The sequence below is a fragment of the Streptomyces sp. NPDC001407 genome (genome assembly GCF_042895325.1).
Classification (GTDB): domain Bacteria; phylum Actinomycetota; class Actinomycetes; order Streptomycetales; family Streptomycetaceae; genus Streptomyces.
In genome coordinates this window covers 1-18281 of sequence record NZ_JBIAWF010000026.1, presented here as the reverse complement: position 1 = coordinate 18281, position 18281 = coordinate 1, and the positions used below count along the sequence as shown (strand labels likewise).

Genomic DNA, 18281 nt, shown 5'->3' with positions numbered 1-18281 from the left:
TCGTTTCCTCACCGACGCCTACGAGGTGAGCTGTCGGGTTCGGGCTGTGAGTTCGCCCGGCCTCGTGTGCGAGCACACTCGGCTTCACCCCAAGCCGTTCCGGTCCTCGCGGACCGTTCCGGCGCCTACCTTGGTTCCCCCGCTCCTGCCTACGGCGCTTTCGCGACGACTCCGCCGGTCGCCGGCAGGATTCGGCGTGGCGACCGTGGTGCTCGCGGTGGCGAGCGGTCATGACGGTAAGCACTCCGGGCCGACGGGTTCAAACCCCTCTTTCCAGCCACAGTTGCCTCTTGTTACCCATGGAAACCTGACATATCCGCAGGTGGGAGCGGGTGCGCCAAGTTTCGGAGGAGGCCGTTCCGCGGAAGTTCAACGAGACCCATGTCTCACTTTCGACTGGAACGGACATTCCCCCCGAACTGTCGGGCTATTTACCGACCTCAAGCCGCTGACCAGGAAGGATCAGATCGGGATCGGATCCGACAACTTTCTCGTTCCGCTGGTACAGCGATTGCCATCCACCGCTAACGGAGTGAGCCTCCGCGATGACTGACAGGTTGTCACCCGGCCGCACGGTGTAATCCCCCGCGGCGGGCCTGCCGGTGCGGGCGTCATCGCCACCCCGGGACGCGCGGCCCTCGTCGTCCGAACGCGGCGGCTCCGCGCGGTGCTTGCCCGAGCCGGAACCGGAGCCCGGGTCCGAGCTCGAACCGGAGCCGGGCTCCGGGCTGCCGGTGGACGGCGCGTGCGGCGACGCGGGGTCCGTGGGCCGCTCACCGGCGGACGGGTCGGTGGGTGCCTGCGTGGACGGCGAAGCGCCCGACGTGGGGATTTCGGTGGGATCGCCCGTGGGTCCGCTCGTGGGACCCGTCGTGGGACCGCCCGGGTCCTTGCGGTGCTTGCCGCCCTCGGGCTTGTCGCTCTTGCCGCTCGCGGAAGGCGAGGGCGTCCCGGAAGAGGGCTTCGCATCCGGCTTCGCGTCCGGGTTTGCGGACGGTGAGGCCGGGGCAGCCGGGGAAGCGGTGGAGTCCGACGGCGCGGAGCCGCCCGTCGCGGGTGCGGAGGGAGTGCGCTCCGGTGCACGAGGCGCGGGCGCGTCGTACGTGGGCTCCTTGGTGCTGCCGGGGGTCACCTCCGGAGCCTCGCCGCCCTTGGTGAGGCCCGCGGCGGAGCCGCAGGACTGCCAGGTGCTCGCCCCGGCGTTCAGGACGTTCTCGGCGACGGCGATCTGCTGCTGCCGGCTGGCGAGGTCGGGCCGCGGGGCGTACGTCCGGCCGCCGTACTGCTCCCACAGCTCCTGGGTCATCTGCAGCCCGCCGTACGCGCCGTTGCCGGAGTTGGTGCTCCACGTCCCGCCGGACTCGCACTGGGCGACGCGGTCCCACGTGGGGGCGCCGGCGGCGTTGGCGCCGGTGGCCGCGAGCAGCGGCATGGCGAGGGCCGAGCCCGTCACCCCCGCTGCGACCACGACGGCGGGTACCTGACGGGGGCGACGATGTCGACCGTTCCCGGAGCGCATGCGATGGCCTCTCGTGTGGCGGCGAATATGGTGGTCGAACATAGCCACCGCCCTCACGAGTCACAAGCCGGTGTAGCGCAGGTCACGCGGTGGTCACGCCAGTTGACGCAGGGTCATCCGGAGCGCGGTGCGAACTCGACCGGCAGGGTGCGCAGTCCGCGCATGATGAGCCCGCCGCGCCACCGCAACTCCTCGGGGTCGACGGAAAGCCGCAGGTCAGGGAGGCGGCGCAGCAGTGTCGCGAGCGCGGTCCTGCCTTCGAGGCGGGCCAGCGGGGCGCCCAGGCAGTAGTGGATTCCGTGCCCGTATCCGAGGTGCTGGTTGTCGGCCCGGGAGAGGTCGAGGGTGTCGGGCTCCGCGAAGCGTTCCGGGTCCCGGTCGGCGGCCGCGAGGACGACGAGCACGGGGTCGCCCTCGGCGATGCGCTGACCGCCGATCGTCAGCTCCTGCTTGGCGAACCGCCAGGTGGCGAGCTCCACCGGGCCGTCGTACCGCAGCAGTTCCTCCACGCCGGTGGCGAGCAGGCTCTCGTCCCCTTCGGCGAGCGCGAGTTGGAGCCGCTCGCGCTGCCCCGGATTGCGCAGGAGTGCGTGAAGACCGTTACCGATCAGGTTCACAGTTGTTTCGAAACCCGCAAAGAGGAGGATGAAGGCCATGGCCGCGGCCTCGTTCTCGGTGAGGTGCTCACCGTGGTCGCTTGCCCGGATCAGACCCGAAATCAGATCCTCGCCGGGGTTCTCCCGCTTTCGGTGGATCAGCTCCGCCAGATAGGTGCGCATCTTCTTCACCGCGCGCGCGACGCCGCCGCGCGGTCCGCCGCCGTGGCGGATCATCATGCCCGCCCAGTCGCGGAAGTCGTCCTGGTCCTCGGCCGGCACGCCGAGCAGGTCGCAGATGGCATAGATAGGGAGGGGAAAGGCGAACTCGTGGATGAGGTCGGCGCTCCCCCGCGCGCAGAAGTCGTCGATGAGCTTGTCGGTCAGCTCCTGGACGCGCGGTGCGAACTCGGCGACGCGACCCGGCGTGAACGCCTTGGACACCAGCCGCCGCAGCCGGGTGTGGTCCGGCGGGTCGATGTTGAGCAGGTGCGTCATCAGGTTGGCGCTGCGCTCGCCCGGGATGCCGACCTTCCCCTTGCCGTGCGCGGACTCGCTGTGGTGCACGGGGTTCTTCGACAGCCGCTGATCGGCGAGCGCCTGCCGGGCGTCGGCGTAGCGGGTCACGAGCCAGGCGTCCACGCCGCTGGGGAGCACGGTGCGGTGGACGGGGGCGTTCTCGCGGAGCCAGGCGTACGTGGGGTACGGGTCGGCGGCGAATTCCCAGGTGAAGAGCGGGGGGATCGTGGCGGGGAGGTCGTGGTGCACGTGCACTGACGCTACCGGTCGGGCGGGGCCCGCTCGCGGGGACGGGTCGGCCACGTCCGCGGGTGGCGACGCCCGCACCACCGCCGCGCGGCGGTGTCCTCAAGCGCCGGACAGGATGGAGGTGGCTGACGCGGGCGGGCAACCCGGGCCCCGGCGGCAGGAGCGGAGCTTGAGGACGGACCCGCGGGGCGCCCCCGCCGCAGGCGGCGGACGGACCCGCGGGGCAGACCCGCCTCGGTCCCGGCAGGGCCTACGTGTGGCCCCCGCCGCCGCTGCCGAAGCCGCCGCTGCCGCCGGGGTTCCACTTCTTGCGTTCCTCGCTGAGTTCCTCGGGGTGGCTGCCGGGGTTCCTGACCTCGTGCGGGAGGACGCGCTCCCCCTCCGCCTCGGGGTGCAGCTCGTCGGACTCGCGGTGCTCGGTGACGTAGCCGATCACGCCGTTCTCGTCGTTGTGCCCCGGCCCGTGGTCGGGCGACTCCGGGCCCGTGTCGTATTCCTGGCGGGTCTGCCAGGCACCGGCGCGCCGCTGGGGCTGGGACGGCGGGGGCGGCTCCTTGTCCCGCTTCCGGAAGCCGTAGACGACCGCCAGGATCAGCAGGGCGACGACGCAGATGCCGACGATGAACTGGACGATGCCCCCGAGCCAGTCGGGGGCGGCGATGTCGGTGTACTCGGTACGCATGGAACTCGGGTACCCGCCGACCCGCAGGACAAGTCGACATCTAGGCCGAACGGGTGTTTCAACGCCACGGGTCCGGCGCTACCGCTCCGCGCGTTCCGCCGCGCGGATCGCGTCGCGGTAGGTGCGGGCCGCCGCTCGCAGGGCCGTTTCCGGGTCCACGCCGTCCGCTTCGGCGCGGGCCGCCAGGGCCAGCAGTTCGTAGCCGACGCCGGCCCCGGAGGGGAGGGGGACGTCGATGCCCTCGTTACGGACCCGGGAGGCCAGCTTCGCGGCGAGGGCGAGTGCGGGCTGGCCCAGGGGCACGCCCTCGGTCACCGAGACACGGCCCTTCTCCTCCGCCTTCGTCCGCAGCCAGTGCGCCTTGACGTCCTCCGGGGTCTTTGCGCTCTCCTCGCCGAAGACGTGCGGGTGGCGGTGGACGAGCTTGTCGACGATCGTGCCGGCCACGTCGTCGACGGAGAACGGCTCGTCGGGGTCGTCCTGGGCGATCCGGGCGTGGAAGACGACCTGGAGCAGCACGTCGCCGAGCTCCTCGCGCAGCGCTTCCCGGTCGCCGGTCTCGATGGCCTCCAGGAGCTCGTACATCTCCTCCAGCCCGTACTTCGCGAGGTCCTCGTGGGTGCGGATGCCGGTCCACGGGCAGGTGGCCCGGATCCGGTCCATGACCTGCACCAGGTCCAGGAGGCGGGCCCCGGGCAGGTCGTACGCGCCGGGGAGCAGCTCCAGGGCCGGCATGTCCTCCCGGCCGGATCCGGCGAGCCGGGCCAGGCCGTCGGTGAGCGCGGCGTCGCCCTCGGCGGTGGTGAGCACGACGACGTCCCGCCCGCCGCCCGCCACGCAGTGGTCCACGAGCTCCCGGGCGGTGGCGCTGGCGTGCTCCACCTCGACGCCGGCCTCCCTGAGATAGGGGAGCTGGGGGTGGGCGGGGTCGGCGCAGAGCACGCGATCGGCTTGGCGCAGGGCTTCCCAGGCGGGCCAGGAGAGGAGGCCGGGGGCTACGCGGTGGCTGGTCGTGAGCAGGATGATGCGGCCGGAGTCGTTCACGGGTCGAGCGTACGCTTCGCGGTGGGCGGTGCCGGTGGGTGCCTGCGGCGCTTTCTTCCCCAGCCCCGCCCCTTCCCGGCTGCATCTAATTTGCGGCTCCGCCGCGTGGGGGGCGCTGCCCCAGACCCCGAGCTGCGGGTTCGTCGGCTGACGCGCAGCGCCTGCGGCGCTCGACCGCGCGCCAGCGCGGTCCGGGGTCTGGGGCGAAGCCCCAGTTCGGGAAGGGGCGGGGCTGGGGAAGAAAACAACTACGCCGGGTTCGCCGGCTGCGGCTCCGGGTGGAGCCACGGTTCACGCAGCGGCTGCGCCGTCCCCCGCTTCGCGTCCCAGACGCCGTAGCGCGGGTTCACATCCACCCGCATCGCGTCCGACGTCCGCATGAGGATCTCGTTCGTGCGCGCCGTCCCGAACTTCGCGTCGAGCTTCGCGCGCGTGAGGTCCATCGTCAGGGCCTGGTCGATCTGGTCGGGGGCGATGCCGAGCGTGAGGAAGCGGGCGCGCACCGCGTCCGCGCCGCCGTTCGCCCGCTCGACGGCCGCGCGCTGTTCCTGGAGCTCGCGGCGGGTGACGTCGATGCCGTTGTCCGCGCCGGCCCGTTCGACGATGCGGTACTGGATGAGCCGGACGAGGGTGTCCTGGCCCAGCCGGGCGCTGTTCTCCGTGAGCTGCTGCCCCTGCGGGGAGGACCGCTGCGCGTCGCGTACGTCCGACACCTGGCTCTGCAGCTGGGTGACGGTGATCCGGTCCTTGCCCACGACCGCCGCCGCACCCGGGTGCGCGGTGGAGCCGCAGGCGGTGAGGGCCGGGGCCGCGGCGAGGAGGGCGGCGGCGGAGACGGAGAGCGCGGTCCTTCGGCGGATCATGGAGCCTCCCGGCAGAGATCGTGCGGTACCTGGACCTGGTGGTGATCGATGGTAGGCAGTCCGTGTGATCCGGGCCACCCGTACGACCAACGATTCGCGGGTCGTTGAGGTGCTCGGGCACCGACTCTCCGTCAGCTCGGCGGTTCCGCCGACCAGTTGCCCCGGCCACACGCGCCCCCGTCCTCGCGGGGAACTTTCCGGCAGCCGCCCCGGGCGCGCGCGGCATCCTGGACACTTCACTGAGGCCCCGGGGAGTCCGGGGAGGAAACCGCCGGAGAAGAAGAGGGAACGCGCATGGACCCGGCCGCAGCCGCCACCGGACCGGCACCCGCCCGGCGCGCGGCCGAGGAAGCACCCGCCGCCCGGCCCCGCGCCACGGCCCTGCGCGCACCCCGGCTCGACCCGTACTGGCTGGCCGGCGTCCTCTTCGTCCTCTTCACCGCGCTGTCCGTGTGCCGGCACCGCAGGATGCTCACCATGTCCTGGGACCTGGGCATCTTCGAACAGGCCATACGCGGCTACGCCCACCTCCAGGCGCCCATAGCCGACCTCAAGGGCCCCGGCACCAACATCCTCGGTGATCACTTCAGCCCGGTCACCGCGCTCGTCGCGCCCTTCTACCGGATCTTCCCCTCCCCCGTGACGCTCCTCGTCGTGCAGGCCGCGCTGTTCGCCCTGTCCGCGATACCCGTCACCCGGCTCGCCGCCGGGCTGCTGGGCCGCAAGCGGGGGCTGGCCATCGGCGTCGCGTACGGACTGTCCTGGGGGGTCCAGCGGGCCGTCGACTTCGACTTCCACGAGATCGCGTTCGCCATGCCGCTGCTGGCGTTCTCCCTGGAGGCGGTCGTCCGCAAGCGGTGGCGGGCCGCGGTGTGGTGGGCCGCGCCGCTCGTCCTCGTCAAGGAGGACCTGGGCATCACCGCCGCCGCGATCGGCGCGCTCGTCCTGATCCGGCTGCACGGCGACCGGCGGCGCGACGGCGGCACCCGCGACACCCGGGCGACCGCCCTCGGCGTGGGCCTGCTCGTCTTCGGGCTCGCCGCCGCCGCCCTCACCTTCGGCGTGATCATCCCGTCCTTCAACACCGGCGGCGCCTACGACTACTGGGACAAGCTCAAGGGCGGCGACGGCCCCGCCCCCGTCATCCCCCTCGACACCGCGGTGCGCACCCTGCTGTGGACCCTGCTGCCCACCACCGGGCTGCTCGCCCTGCGCTCACCCGTGCTGATCGTCGCCCTGCCCACCCTGGGCTGGCGGTTCGTCTCCCACGACGACCACTACTGGACCACCGACTGGCACTACAGCGCCGTGCTCATGCCCGTCGTGTTCATCGCCCTCACCGACGCGCTCACCGGCGCGCACCGCGACCGCCGGCCCTGGCTGCGCTCCTACGCGCACCACCTGCCCGGCGCCGTACTCGCCGCGGCCCTCGCGCTGACGGCCTCGCTGCCGCTCTACTCCCTCACCCAGGGCGAGACCTACCGCGTGCCCGCGAGCGTGCGCGCGGCCGAGAACCTCCTCGCCCGCATACCCGACGACGCCACCGTCGAGTCCGACGTGGGCCCCATAAGCAGGCTCGCGGGCCGCTGCCGCGTCTTCTGGATCGGCGACACCCGCGGCATCACCCCCGACTACGTCGCCCAGCACGTCCTCGACGGCAGGCCCCCGGCCGACCTCGTGGCCGACGCCGAGAAACTGCACCCCGGCGCCCGCTACGCCCTCCTCGGCAACGACGGCGGCTACGCCGTGCTCCAGCGCGTCTAGCCGCCCGCCCCGGCCGACCCGCTCAGGCCGCTCAGGACCCGAGGATCGTCGTCAGGAACTCGCCCGTCCACGCCAGCAGCTCCCGGCCGACCAGCGGCTTCCCGCCGATGGGGCGGGTCGCCGGGCGCGGCACCAGGATCTGCTGGGTCGCGGGCTTCATGACCGTACGCGGATAGAGCCGCTTCAGCCGCAGCTCCTGCGACTCCCGCAGCTCCACCGGGCCGAAGCGCACGTTCGCGCCCTGGAGGGTGATGTCCGAGACGCCGCACGCGCGCGCCAGCATCCGCAGGCCCGCGACCAGCAGCAGATTCTCCACCGGCTCCGGCAGCTTGCCGTAGCGGTCGGTGAGCTCCTCGCGGACCGCGCGGATGTCCTCCTCGCTGTTGGCCGAGGCGATCGCGCGGTACGCCTGGAGGCGCAGCCGCTCGCCCGGCGCGTAGTCGTGCGGGACGTGCGCGTCGACCGGCAGCTCGATCTTCACCTCCAGCGGCGCTTCCTCCTCCTCGGCGCCCTCCAGCGACGCGCGGTAGTCGGCGACCGCCTCGCCGACCATGCGGATGTAGAGGTCGAAGCCGACGCCCGCGATGTGGCCCGACTGCTCCCCGCCGAGCAGATTGCCCGCGCCGCGGATCTCCAGGTCCTTCATCGCCACGTACATGCCCGCGCCCATCTCCGTGTGCTGGGCGATGGTGGCCAGCCGCTCGTGCGCGGTCTCGGTGAGCGGCTTCTCCGGCGGATAGAGGAAATAGGCGTAACCGCGCTCACGGCTGCGGCCCACCCGGCCGCGCAGCTGGTGCAGCTGCGACAGGCCGAAGTTGTCGCCGCGCTCCACGATCAGGGTGTTGGCGTTGGAGATGTCGATGCCCGACTCCACGATCGTCGTGGAGACCAGCACGTCGAACTTCTTCTCCCAGAAGTCGACGACAACCTGCTCCAGGGCGCTCTCCCCCATCTGCCCGTGCGCCGTCTGGATCCGGGCCTCCGGCACGATCTCCCGCAGCCGGGCCGCGGCCCGGTCGATGGACTCCACGCGGTTGTGGATGTAGAAGACCTGGCCCTCGCGCAGCAGCTCGCGCCGGATGGCCGCGCCGATCTGCTTCTGGTCGTACGGCCCGACGAAGGTCAGCACCGGGTGCCGCTCCTCCGGCGGCGTCGTGATCGTCGACATCTCCCGGATACCGGTGACGGCCATCTCCAGCGTGCGGGGAATGGGCGTCGCGGACATCGTCAGCACGTCGACGTTGGCGCGCAGCTTCTTCAGCTGCTCCTTGTGCTCGACGCCGAAGCGCTGCTCCTCGTCGACGATGACCAGGCCCAGGTCCTTGAACCTCGTCTCCGAGGAGAACAGCCGGTGCGTGCCGATGACGACGTCGACCGAGCCGTCCCGCAGCCCCTCCAGCACCGCCTTCGCCTCGCTGTCCGTCTGGAAGCGCGACAGGGCCCGGACGTTGACCGGGAACTGGGCGTAGCGCTCGGAGAACGTCCCGAAGTGCTGCTGCACCAGCAGCGTGGTGGGCACGAGCACCGCCACCTGCTTGCCGTCCTGCACCGCCTTGAAGGCCGCGCGGACCGCGATCTCCGTCTTGCCGTAGCCGACGTCGCCGCAGATCAGGCGGTCCATGGGGACGGACTTCTCCATGTCCTCCTTGACCTCGGCGATGGTCGTGAGCTGGTCGGGCGTCTCCGCGTACGGGAAGGCGTCCTCCAGCTCGCGCTGCCAGGGGGTGTCCGGGGCGAAGGTGTGGCCGGGGGCGGCCATGCGCGCCGAATAGAGCTTGATCAGGTCGGCGGCGATCTCCTTGACCGCCTTCTTCGCGCGCGCCTTCGTCTTCGTCCAGTCCGCGCCGCCGAGGCGGTGCATGGTGGGCGCCTCCCCGCCGACGTACTTCGTGACCTGCTCCAGCTGGTCGGTGGGGATGTAGAGCCGGTCGCCGGGCTGGCCGCGCTTGGCGGGGGCGTACTCCACCAGCAGATACTCGCGGGTGGCGCCCTGGACCGTGCGCTGCACCATCTCGACGTAGCGGCCGACGCCGTGCGCCTCGTGGACGATGTAGTCACCGGCCTGGAGCGTCAGCGGGTCGATGGTCTTCCGGCGGCGGACGGGCATCCGGCCGAGGTCCTTGCTCACGGACTTCTGGCCGGAGAGGTCCGTCTCCGTGAGCACGGCGATCTTCAGGCCGGGGTCGACGAAGCCGTTGTCGAGGCTGCCGCAGGAGACGTGCACGACGGACGGCGAGAGGCCGTCGATGTCGGCGTCGAGGCGGGCGGCGATGCCCTCGCCGCCGAGCACCTCGACCGTGCGGGCGGCCGGGCCGTGGCCCTCGGTGACGAAGACGGTGCGCCAGCCGTCGGACAGCCAGCCCTTGGTGTCCGCGAGGGCGCGGGCGGTGTCGCCGCGGTAGGTCTCGGGGGCGTGCATGCCCAGCTTGAGGGTGTCGCCGTCACCCTCCGCGTCAGCGGAAAATGTCAGCGTTTCGTCGGCGGCGAAGGGGCTGACGGACCACCACATCATGCCGAGCTCGCGGGCGCGGTCGCGGACATCGGCGATGCCCCACAGGGAGGCCGCGTCCACGTCGATCGGCGCCTCGCCGCCGCCGGCGGTCGCCGCCCAGGACGCCTGGAGGAACTCCTGGCTGGTGGCCACGAGGTCGGCCGCCCGGGTGCGTACGCGCTCCGGGTCGCAGACGACGGCCATGCTGCCCGCCGGGAGGACGTCCAGCAGCAGCTCCATGTCGTCGACCAGGACGGGGGCGAGGGACTCCATGCCCTCCACGGCGATGCCCTCGGCGATCTTGCCGAGGAGCTCGCCCAGCTCCGGGTGCTCCTCCGCGAGCGCGGCGGCCCGCTCGCGCACGCTGTCGGTCAGCAGCAGCTCACGGCAGGGCGGCGCCCACAGGCCGTGCTCGGCGGCCTCCAGGGACCGCTGGTCGGCGACCTTGAAATAGCGGATCTCCTCGACGTCGTCGCCCCAGAACTCCACCCGCAGCGGGTGCTCCTCGGTCGGCGGGAAGACGTCCAGGATGCCGCCGCGGACGGCGAACTCGCCGCGCTTCTCGACCAGTTCGACCCGGGCGTACGCGGCGGCGGCCAGCGCCTCGGTGACCTCGCCGAGGTCGGCGCTCTGCCCGGTGCGCAGGGCGACGGGCACCAGGTCGCCGAGCCCCTTGACCTGCGGCTGGAGCACGGAGCGCACGGGCGCGACGACCACGCTGACCGGCCCCGCCGCCGGGTCGTCCGCGCTCGGGTGCGCCAGCCGGCGCAGCACGGCGAGCCGCCGGCCGACCGTGTCCGAACGCGGCGACAGCCGCTCGTGCGGCAGCGTCTCCCAGGCCGGATACTCCGCGATGCCGTCCGGCGGCAGCAGCGAGCGCAGGGCCGCCGCCAGGTCCTCCGCCTCCCGCCCGGTGGCGGTCACCGCCAGCACGGGCCGCTGGGCCTCGCGCGCGAGCGCGGCGATGGCGAAGACCCGCGCGGCGGGCGGACCCACCAGGTCGACGTGCGGCCGATGGCCGTCGGCGGCGGCTTTCACCGCTTCGGCGAGCGCCGGATCATTGACGACGGCGTCGAGCAGACCGTGCAGACTCATGAAGGGCTTCCGTCCCGGGGGTGGGCAACGCGAACGGCCCGGCACGTGCATGACGGGCCGGGGCTGGGTCCCAGCGTACGACGGGGGGCTGACAGCGGCCGCCGGAACGATCCTGCCGGGGCGCCTCGCGGCTAGGCTGGATCACACCGACAGTGAGGGAGGTGGCATGTGACCGCCGAGCCGATCGACTGGATGCACCCGCCGTCCAAGGGCTGGACGTACGACCAGGTCAAGGACCTGGATCTGCCGTTCGACTGGGAACTCGTGGATGGGGCGATCGTGGTCCGGGGGATGACGAGCCAGTGGCACGACCGTGTGCGCGACAAGCTGTACTTCCAGCTTGAGAGCGCCCGGCAGGATCCGTACGAGGTGAACACCGAGCGCTGCATACTGGTCGACGAGTACAACCCCCCGAAGCCCGACGTCGTGGTCTTCGACCGCACCGGTCTGGACTTCTTCACCTTGGAGTGCGTGCCGGTCGAAGCCGTGTCGCTGGTGGTCGAAGTGGTGTCGCACGGCTCACGGACCGACGACCGCTTCCGTAAGCCCGCCATGTACGCGGAGGCGGGAGTCCCGCACTACTGGCGCGTAGAGCGCGGCGAGGACAACTTTCCCGTCCTCCACGAGTTCTGGCTGGACGAGCCGAGCGGTGTCTACGCGCCCGCCAACCGGCCCGAAGGCGCTTCCCACACCGATCGCTTCCGCGCCGAGGTGCCGTTCCCCGTGGAGATCGACCTCAAGTCGATCTTCCGCTTCTGAGCGGCGGGGAACCGTTCACGACGGCGAGACCGTGACGTCCCCGCCCTGCGTGTGCGCCTTGATCGTGTGCGTGGAGCGGTCGTCCGTGGGGACGGTGACCTCGCGGGTGCCGCCCTGCGTCGAGGCTTCCACCGCGTAGGAGTCCCTGGGCACGTGGATCTCGACGTCGCCGCCCTGCGTGCGGCCGTCCACGGCGTCCGGCACGCGGGTGAAGGTCGCCGTGACGGTCCCGCCGCTCGTCCGCGCGGTCGCCTTCTTCGCCGCGGAATCCTCGATGGTGATGTCACCGCCGCTGGTGTGCGCGGCGATCTCGCCGGACGTGCCGCGCACGGTGATGTTGCCGCCGCTGGTGCGCAGGTCGACGGCGACCGTGCGGGGCACGAGCACCTCGACGTTCACGGTGCACCGGTGGTTCGAACCGCCGCAGTCGTCGCGCTCCAGCGTGAAGCGGCCGTCCTTGAGGCTGTGCCGGGGGTCGGGCTTCTGGCTGCTGTACTCGTACTTCTCCGTCACCCGCACCGGCCCGCCGCTCCCCTCCATGGGGACGACGGTGATGTTCCCGCCGTTGGTCGCGGCGTCGACGACCTTGACCTCGCCGTCGAGCGTGTACGTCCGCTCGGCCTTCTTCGTCGGCCCGTCGATCATCGAACAGCCTGCGGTCAGCACGGCCGCCGCCGTGCAGGAGAGAACGGCGAGGGGAACGAGACGGCGGGCCATGATGGTTGAGGGCTCCTTTTTCTGAGGCTTTTCCCGAGGCTTCTTCTGAGACTCGGTCAGGGCGAAGGTGTCCATTGTCGACGCGGCATCGCCCCCGGCGACTCGGCCCGGCGGACGAGGTCTTCCCTAGGGGACGCGCGGCCCGTACCCGCGCGACAAAGGGCCCGGCCCGGACGCGCACCCCCGTGGCGCGTCCGGGCCGGGCCCGGCAGGAAGGGCAGCAGCCTGCCCGGTGGTCAGTCCGTCGCGATCGCGTTCAGCACGTTCATCCGGCCCGCCCGGAACGCCGGGACGAGCGCGGCCAGCAGGCCCACCACCGCGGAGCCGACGAAGACGGTGACGATCGTCGGCCAGGGGATGTCCAGCACCCCGAGGCCCTCCAGGGCCAGGAGCTTCTGGGCGACGATGCCCCAGGCCATGCCGAGGCCGAGGCCCAGGAGGGCGCCGAAGAGGGCGATGACCACCGACTCCAGGCGGATCATGCGGCGCATCTGGCGGCGGGAGAGGCCGATGGCGCGCATCAGGCCGATCTCCCGGGTCCGCTCGACGACCGACAGGGCGAGGGTGTTCACGACGCCCAGGATCGCCACGATGATCGCGAGGGCGAGGAGCCCGTAGATCATGTTGAGGAGCTGGCCGATCTGGTCCTTGATGAGCTTCTTGTAGTCGGACTGGTCGCGGACCTTGATCTGCGGGTAGTCCTTGACCGCGGCCTTGAGGGACGCGGCGGCCTCCTTCGCCTGGCCGTCGGCGGCCTTGGCGAGGATCATGCCGGTCAGCGGCATCTTGTCGGCGGGCAGGTAGCTCTTCGCGGTGGCGATGTCGAGGTACATCGCGCCCTTGTCGATGCTGGTGTCGTCCGAGGTGATGGCGTTGACCTTGAGCTTCGCGGGCCGGCCGTCGGTCATGACGACGGTCAGCCGGTCGCCGAGCTTGATGCCGTGGTCCTTGGCGTAGCCCTCGGGCACGGACATGGCGTCCTTGGCGTAGGCGTCCTTCAGCCTGCCCTGGACGGTCTCCGAGCGGAGGTCGTCCGGGTAGGTGGGGTCGGTCGCGTTGAGCCGCTGGGTCGCGGTCTTCCCGTCGGGCGTGGTGACCTTGGCGATGACACCGACGTAGCGGGTGAAGTGGTCGATGTGACCGGCCGAGGTGATGGCCTTCTCCGTCGCCGGGGTGATCGGGTTGTCGCTCTGGTCCTGGATGATGAAGTCCGCGCCGACCGACTTGTCGAGCTGGTCCGTGGCCGAGGCGACCATCGAGGAGCCGACGACCGACAGGGCGGCGACCAGCGCGAGGCCGATCATCAGGGCGGAGGCGGTGGCTCCCGTACGGCGCGGGTTGCGCAGCGCGTTGCGCTCGGCGAGCCGGCCGACGGGGCCGAAGACCCGCAGCACGACCGCGCTGATGACGCGGACGACCAGCCCGGCCAGCAGCGGGCCCACGACCACGAAGCCGATCAGGGTGAGCGGGATGCCGAGCGCGATCAGGCCGCCGCCCGCGGTGGCCTTGTCCGCGTTCGCCGCGCCGACCAGCGCGAGCGCCCCGAGGCCGGTGAGGACCAGGCCGATGACGGCCCGCACCTTGCCCGCCTTGCCGTCGGCCGGGGTGCCCGCGTCGCGCAGGGCGGACATCGGGGAGATCTTCCCGGCCCGGCGGGCAGGCAGGAAGGCGGCCAGCACGGTCACGACCACACCGAGCACGAGGCCCACGACGGGCGTCGTGGCCTTGACGGTCAGCTCGCCCATGTCGAGCTTCATGCCCATGGACCCCATGAGCTCCATCAGGCCGACGGCCAGCGCGATGCCGCCGCCGATGCCCAGGACGGAGCCGACGACGCCGAGCAGCAGTGCCTCGACCAGCACGGACCGCAGGATCTGCCGGCGGCCCGCACCGATGGCCCGCATCAGGCCGATCTCCCGGGTGCGCTGGGCGACCAGCATGGAGAAGGTGTTGACGATCAGGAAGATGCCGACGAGGACGGCGATGCCGGCGAAGCCGAGCAGCGCGTACTTCAGCACGTCGAGGACGGAGCCGATGTCCTTCTTGTTCTCCTCCTTGGTCTCCGCGGCGGTGTGCACGGTGTAGCCCGTGCCGATCGCGGCGGTGACGCGCTCCTTGAGCTGCTCGTCGCTGACGCCGGAGGCGGCGGTCAGGCCGTAGCCGCTGTACGCGGAGGTGCTGCCGAGCAGCTTGGCCTGGGCGGTCGCGGTGTCGAAGTAGAGGACCGCGGCACCGGGGTTGGTCGACTTGTACGTCGCGATGCCGACGACCTTGACGGTGAAGTCGCCCGGAGCGGCGATCACGCGGAGCGTGTCACCGGTCTTGACCTCGTGCTTGTCGGCGGTGTCGGAGTCGAGCACGGCCTCGGCCGCGCCGCGCGGCTCGTGGCCGCTGGTGATCTCGACGGACTTCTTCTGGCTCTCGTCCCAGTTGGTGCCCACGGTGGGGGCGCCGGAGCTGGGGCTCAGGCTCTCGTTGTCGCGGTCGGCGACGGTGATCTGCTGGCTGGTGACGTGCGGCTCGACCCTCGCGACGCCGTCGACCTCGCCGAGCCGGGCCAGCAGCGAGGCCGGCAGGGTCTGCGGCTTGCCGGTCTGCTGCGCGTCGTCGTTCTTCTCCGGGCTGACCGAGACGTCCGAGGCGGTGGAGGCGAAGAGCTTGTCGAACGTGGCGTTCATGGTGTCGGTGAAGACGAGCGTGCCGCACACGAACGCCACCGACAGCAGGACCGCGATGGCGGACAGCGCCATGCGCCCCTTGTGCGCGAGGAAGTTGCGCACGGAGGTCTTGAGGATGGTCACGACACCCGTCCACGGGCGTCGAAGTTCTTCATGCGCTCCAGGACCGCGTCGGCGGTCGGGCTGTACATCTCGTCGACGATCCGGCCGTCGGCCAGATACAGCACCCGGTCCGCGTAGGAGGCGGCGACCGGGTCGTGGGTGACCATGACGATGGTCTGGCCGAGCTCGTCCACCGACTGGCGCAGGAAGCCGAGCACTTCGGCACCGGCCCGCGAGTCGAGGTTTCCGGTCGGCTCGTCACCGAAGATGATCTCCGGGCGGGCCGCGAGGGCGCGCGCCACGGCAACGCGCTGCTGCTGGCCGCCGGAGAGCTGGTTGGGGCGGTGCTTCAGCCGGCCCGCCAGGCCCACGGTCTCGACGACCCGCTCCAGCCACGCACGGTCCGGCTTGCGGCCCGCGATGTCCATGGGGAGCGTGATGTTCTCCAGGGCGGTCAGCGTCGGCAGCAGGTTGAACGCCTGGAAGATGAAGCCGATCCGGTCCCGGCGCAGCTGCGTGAGCTTCTTGTCCTTGAGCCCGACTATCTGGGTCTCATCGAGGAATATCTGGCCGGAAGTGACGGTGTCGAGACCGGCCAGGCAGTGCATCAGGGTCGACTTGCCGGAGCCGGACGGGCCCATGATCGCGGTGAACTGCCCGCGGGCGATGTCCACGTCGACGTTGTCGAGCGCCACGACGCGGGTCTCCCCCGCGCCGTACGCCTTGACGACCTGACGGGCCCTCGCCGCGACGGCCGCATGCCCTCCACTGCCCCCGGTCCTGGGAATCGATACGGCGGTTGTCACGGTGGGTCTCCTATGTCTGCGGTGTCCGCTGCGCCCTGGTGCGCGCGTCACTGAGGTACGTACTCAGCCTGCTGGAATCCGGCCACGGCCACATTGGTGGCTGTCCGTGTCTTCGGGGTGGGGCTAGCCCCACCTCCGCGCTCGGGCCGTCTCGAAAAAGGCTAGACAGCGATCGGGGGGCGTTCCTCCTGCTCCGGTACGACCGGGGGGCGGGGGCGAGGAGGAGGCGCGGGGGAACATCCCCTAGGGGTCGGGCCGTTGCGCCCGGCCCGTCCCTCGGGGTCGACAACTACATATAACCGGACGAAGCGTACGCAATACGGGCAGATTCGCTCATCCGGAGATCACCGAGGGGAAACGAAGCGCGGAGAATACGTGAAGCCTGGCCCGCTGCAAGACAATTGCGGTCAGAGGGAATTAGTGTTCGGCTTTGATGGTCGAGGGGGGCGACGTGCCACCCCTTCGAACCGGCCGCCGGTCTTTCGAAGGAAGCAGCCCGTGAAGATTCTTCCCACGCGCGCCGCGAGCGTCTCCCGGCAGGGCCTGTGCACGGCCCTGCTCGTCGCCAGCCTGACCGCGGCGGTCGGCGTCAGCCCGCCGCACAACACCGCCGACGCCGACGAACCCACGCCGGGCTCCGACAACCCCCAGTCGCTGCCGCACGGCACCCCCAACCTCACGCTGCCCGACCTCAGACCGCACTCGCCCGGCGGCCTCCCCGGCACGCCCTCGGCGGGCGGCAACACCCCCGACGGCTCCACCGGCATCCCCGCGACGGCCCTCGACGCCTACAAGAAGGCCGAGGCCCAGGCACGCACCGAGCTGCCCAACTGCCACATCCCCTGGCAGCTCATCGCCGGCATCGGCAAGGTCGAGTCCGAGCACGGCACCATCTTCGGCACCCACCTCCTCCCCGACGGCACCACGGACAAGCCGATCCTCGGCCCCGCGCTGACGGGCCGGGAGTTCGCCCTGGTCAGGGACACCGACGGCGGCTTCTGGGACGGCGACACGCAGTACGACCACGCCGTCGGCCCCATGCAGTTCATACCGTCCACCTGGAAGCACATCGGCTCGGACGGCAACGGCGGCTACAAGAACCCCAACAACATCTACGACGCCGCCCTCGGCACCGCCCGCTATCTGTGCGCGAACGGCCGGGACTTGAACAAGCCGGGGGATCTCGACAAGGCGATCCTCAGCTACAACCCCTCCCGCGAATACGTCAAGAGCGTCGTCGCGTGGATGCGCGCGTACCAGGGCGGCGACGTCACCGCCCTGCCGGACGCCTCGGGCAGCCCTTCCGCTCCGCGGATCCCGGCGGGCAACACGCCCAGCTCGCCGAGCGCGCCCAGCACGCCTGGCACGTCGCGGCCTTCGCCGCAGCAGAGCCAGAAGCCGAGCACCCCGAACAAGCCGAGCACTCCGAGCACCCCGAGCAAGCCCAAGCCGTCGGAGCCCGGCAAGCCCACGAAGCCGACGGACCCCGGCAAGCCGACGCCTCCGGCGCCCACGACCGCCCGGCTGGAGCGGGTCGGGGACGCGCAGTGGACGGCCACGGCGGGCGAGACGTTCAAGGAGCAGGCCCGCGTACGGACCCTCACCGACGCCGGCAAGCCGACCGCGGGCACACGCGTGCGCTTCGAGATCATCGGCGAGACCAAGGCCCGCTTCCCCGGAACCGGCACGGTCTTCACCGTCACCACGGGCAAGGACGGCACCGCCGCCGCACCGGCGGTCATCGCGAACGACCAGGCGGGGCAGTTCACGGTGCGGGCCACGGTCGAGGGGCGCGACATCACGCCGGTCGACTTCGCGGCCACGGTCAAGGCGATGCCGGTGGAGAGCGTGGTGCTGGTGGGCGACAAGCCGGGCCCGGCGGCGCCTTCCACCACCTTCGGGGCGATCCGGGTCCAGACCCTGGGCAAGAACGGGAAGCCGCTCGCGGGCGTCAGCGGCCTGACGGCGACGGTCCTGGCGGCGGACGGTGTGACGCCCACGACCGTCGGGCCGTACTTCAAGAAGGACGGCAAGGCGGTGCGGACGATCGCTCTGGGCCCGACAGACGAGAAGGGATCGGTTTCCCTGCCGGACCTGTTCGCGGACGCGAAGGTTGGGCCCTACCGGCTGAAGATCTCGACGGCGGACGGGCAGGTGCTTTCGTTCGAGGTGCGGGTGGAGGCGGCTCGGGGGTAAGGGGGCGTGCTCCAGGCCCCCCACGGCGGGCCGGCGTGCGCCTGCGGCGGGCTCTTCCCCCACCCGCCCCTTCCCGGCTGCATCTCATGTGCGGCTCCGCCGCGTGGGGGGGCGCTGCCCCAGACCCCCGACTGCGGGCCGGTCGGCGCCTGCGGCGCTTTCTTCCCCTACCCCGCCCCTTCCCGAAACTGGGGGCAAGCC

The 18281-nt window shown here is 71.6% G+C and carries 12 protein-coding genes and 1 riboswitch; of the genes, 3 read left to right on the top strand and 9 right to left on the bottom strand.

All coding sequences use genetic code 11. From position 1 onward, the window contains the following. A riboswitch (cyclic di-AMP (ydaO/yuaA leader) is annotated at positions 1 to 167 on the bottom strand. Positions 168 to 427: 260 nt separating this feature from the next. The 5 genes from ACFY1P_RS28710 to ACFY1P_RS28690 form a co-directional block, all read right to left on the bottom strand. Further along, on the bottom strand, positions 428 to 1468 hold the full coding sequence (locus ACFY1P_RS28710; RefSeq protein WP_390752229.1) for a transglycosylase family protein: 1041 nt from the start codon (positions 1466 to 1468) through the stop codon (positions 428 to 430). Positions 1469 to 1632: 164 nt separating this feature from the next. Then, positions 1633 to 2883, bottom strand: a complete 1251-nt coding sequence (locus tag ACFY1P_RS28705; protein WP_361525462.1) for a cytochrome P450 — start codon at positions 2881 to 2883, stop codon at positions 1633 to 1635. A gap of 250 nt (positions 2884 to 3133) precedes the next feature. After that, positions 3134 to 3565 (bottom strand): DUF6479 family protein, encoded by a 432-nt coding sequence (locus tag ACFY1P_RS28700; protein WP_361525459.1) that lies wholly within the window; start codon positions 3563 to 3565, stop codon positions 3134 to 3136. Between the two features lie 78 nt (positions 3566 to 3643). After that, complete coding sequence (locus ACFY1P_RS28695) at positions 3644 to 4609, bottom strand: nucleoside triphosphate pyrophosphohydrolase (protein WP_361525456.1); 966 nt, start codon at positions 4607 to 4609, stop codon at positions 3644 to 3646. Positions 4610 to 4857: 248 nt separating this feature from the next. Further along, a complete protein-coding gene (locus ACFY1P_RS28690; RefSeq protein WP_361525453.1) occupies positions 4858 to 5472 on the bottom strand; it encodes a SurA N-terminal domain-containing protein in 615 nt (204 codons plus the stop codon). A 294-nt stretch (positions 5473 to 5766) separates the two neighbouring features. On the opposite strand from ACFY1P_RS28690, the gene ACFY1P_RS28685 reads away from it, so the two are divergent. Beyond that, complete coding sequence (locus tag ACFY1P_RS28685) at positions 5767 to 7236, top strand: DUF2079 domain-containing protein (RefSeq protein ID WP_390752228.1); 1470 nt, start codon at positions 5767 to 5769, stop codon at positions 7234 to 7236. A 31-nt stretch (positions 7237 to 7267) separates the two neighbouring features. Here ACFY1P_RS28685 and mfd read toward each other — a convergent pair whose 3' ends face one another. Further along, positions 7268 to 10822: a transcription-repair coupling factor gene (gene mfd / locus ACFY1P_RS28680; RefSeq protein WP_390752227.1), complete on the bottom strand. Its 3555-nt coding sequence runs from the start codon at positions 10820 to 10822 to the stop codon at positions 7268 to 7270. 168 nt (positions 10823 to 10990) lie between these two features. On the opposite strand from mfd, the gene ACFY1P_RS28675 reads away from it, so the two are divergent. Continuing rightward, positions 10991 to 11581, top strand: coding sequence for a Uma2 family endonuclease (locus ACFY1P_RS28675; RefSeq protein WP_361525445.1), 591 nt, complete (start codon positions 10991 to 10993; stop codon positions 11579 to 11581). Between the two features lie 15 nt (positions 11582 to 11596). Here the strand turns inward: ACFY1P_RS28675 and ACFY1P_RS28670 are convergent, their stop codons facing one another. The 3 genes from ACFY1P_RS28670 to ACFY1P_RS28660 all read right to left on the bottom strand — a co-directional run bounded on the left by ACFY1P_RS28670 (position 11597) and on the right by ACFY1P_RS28660 (position 15884). Beyond that, a complete protein-coding gene (locus ACFY1P_RS28670) occupies positions 11597 to 12298 on the bottom strand; it encodes a DUF4097 family beta strand repeat-containing protein (protein WP_390752226.1) in 702 nt (233 codons plus the stop codon). Between the two features lie 236 nt (positions 12299 to 12534). Further along, positions 12535 to 15099, bottom strand: coding sequence for an ABC transporter permease (locus ACFY1P_RS28665; protein WP_390752225.1), 2565 nt, complete (start codon positions 15097 to 15099; stop codon positions 12535 to 12537). Beyond that, on the bottom strand, positions 15096 to 15884 hold the full coding sequence (locus ACFY1P_RS28660; protein WP_361525436.1) for an ABC transporter ATP-binding protein: 789 nt from the start codon (positions 15882 to 15884) through the stop codon (positions 15096 to 15098). Before ACFY1P_RS28660 ends, ACFY1P_RS28665 begins: the two co-directional genes overlap by 4 nt. A gap of 498 nt (positions 15885 to 16382) precedes the next feature. Between ACFY1P_RS28660 and ACFY1P_RS28655 the strand changes: the two genes are divergently transcribed. Continuing rightward, entirely contained in the window at positions 16383 to 18080 is a 1698-nt protein-coding gene (locus ACFY1P_RS28655) for a lytic transglycosylase (RefSeq protein ID WP_390752224.1), read from the top strand. Positions 18081 to 18281: the final 201 nt, after the last annotated feature.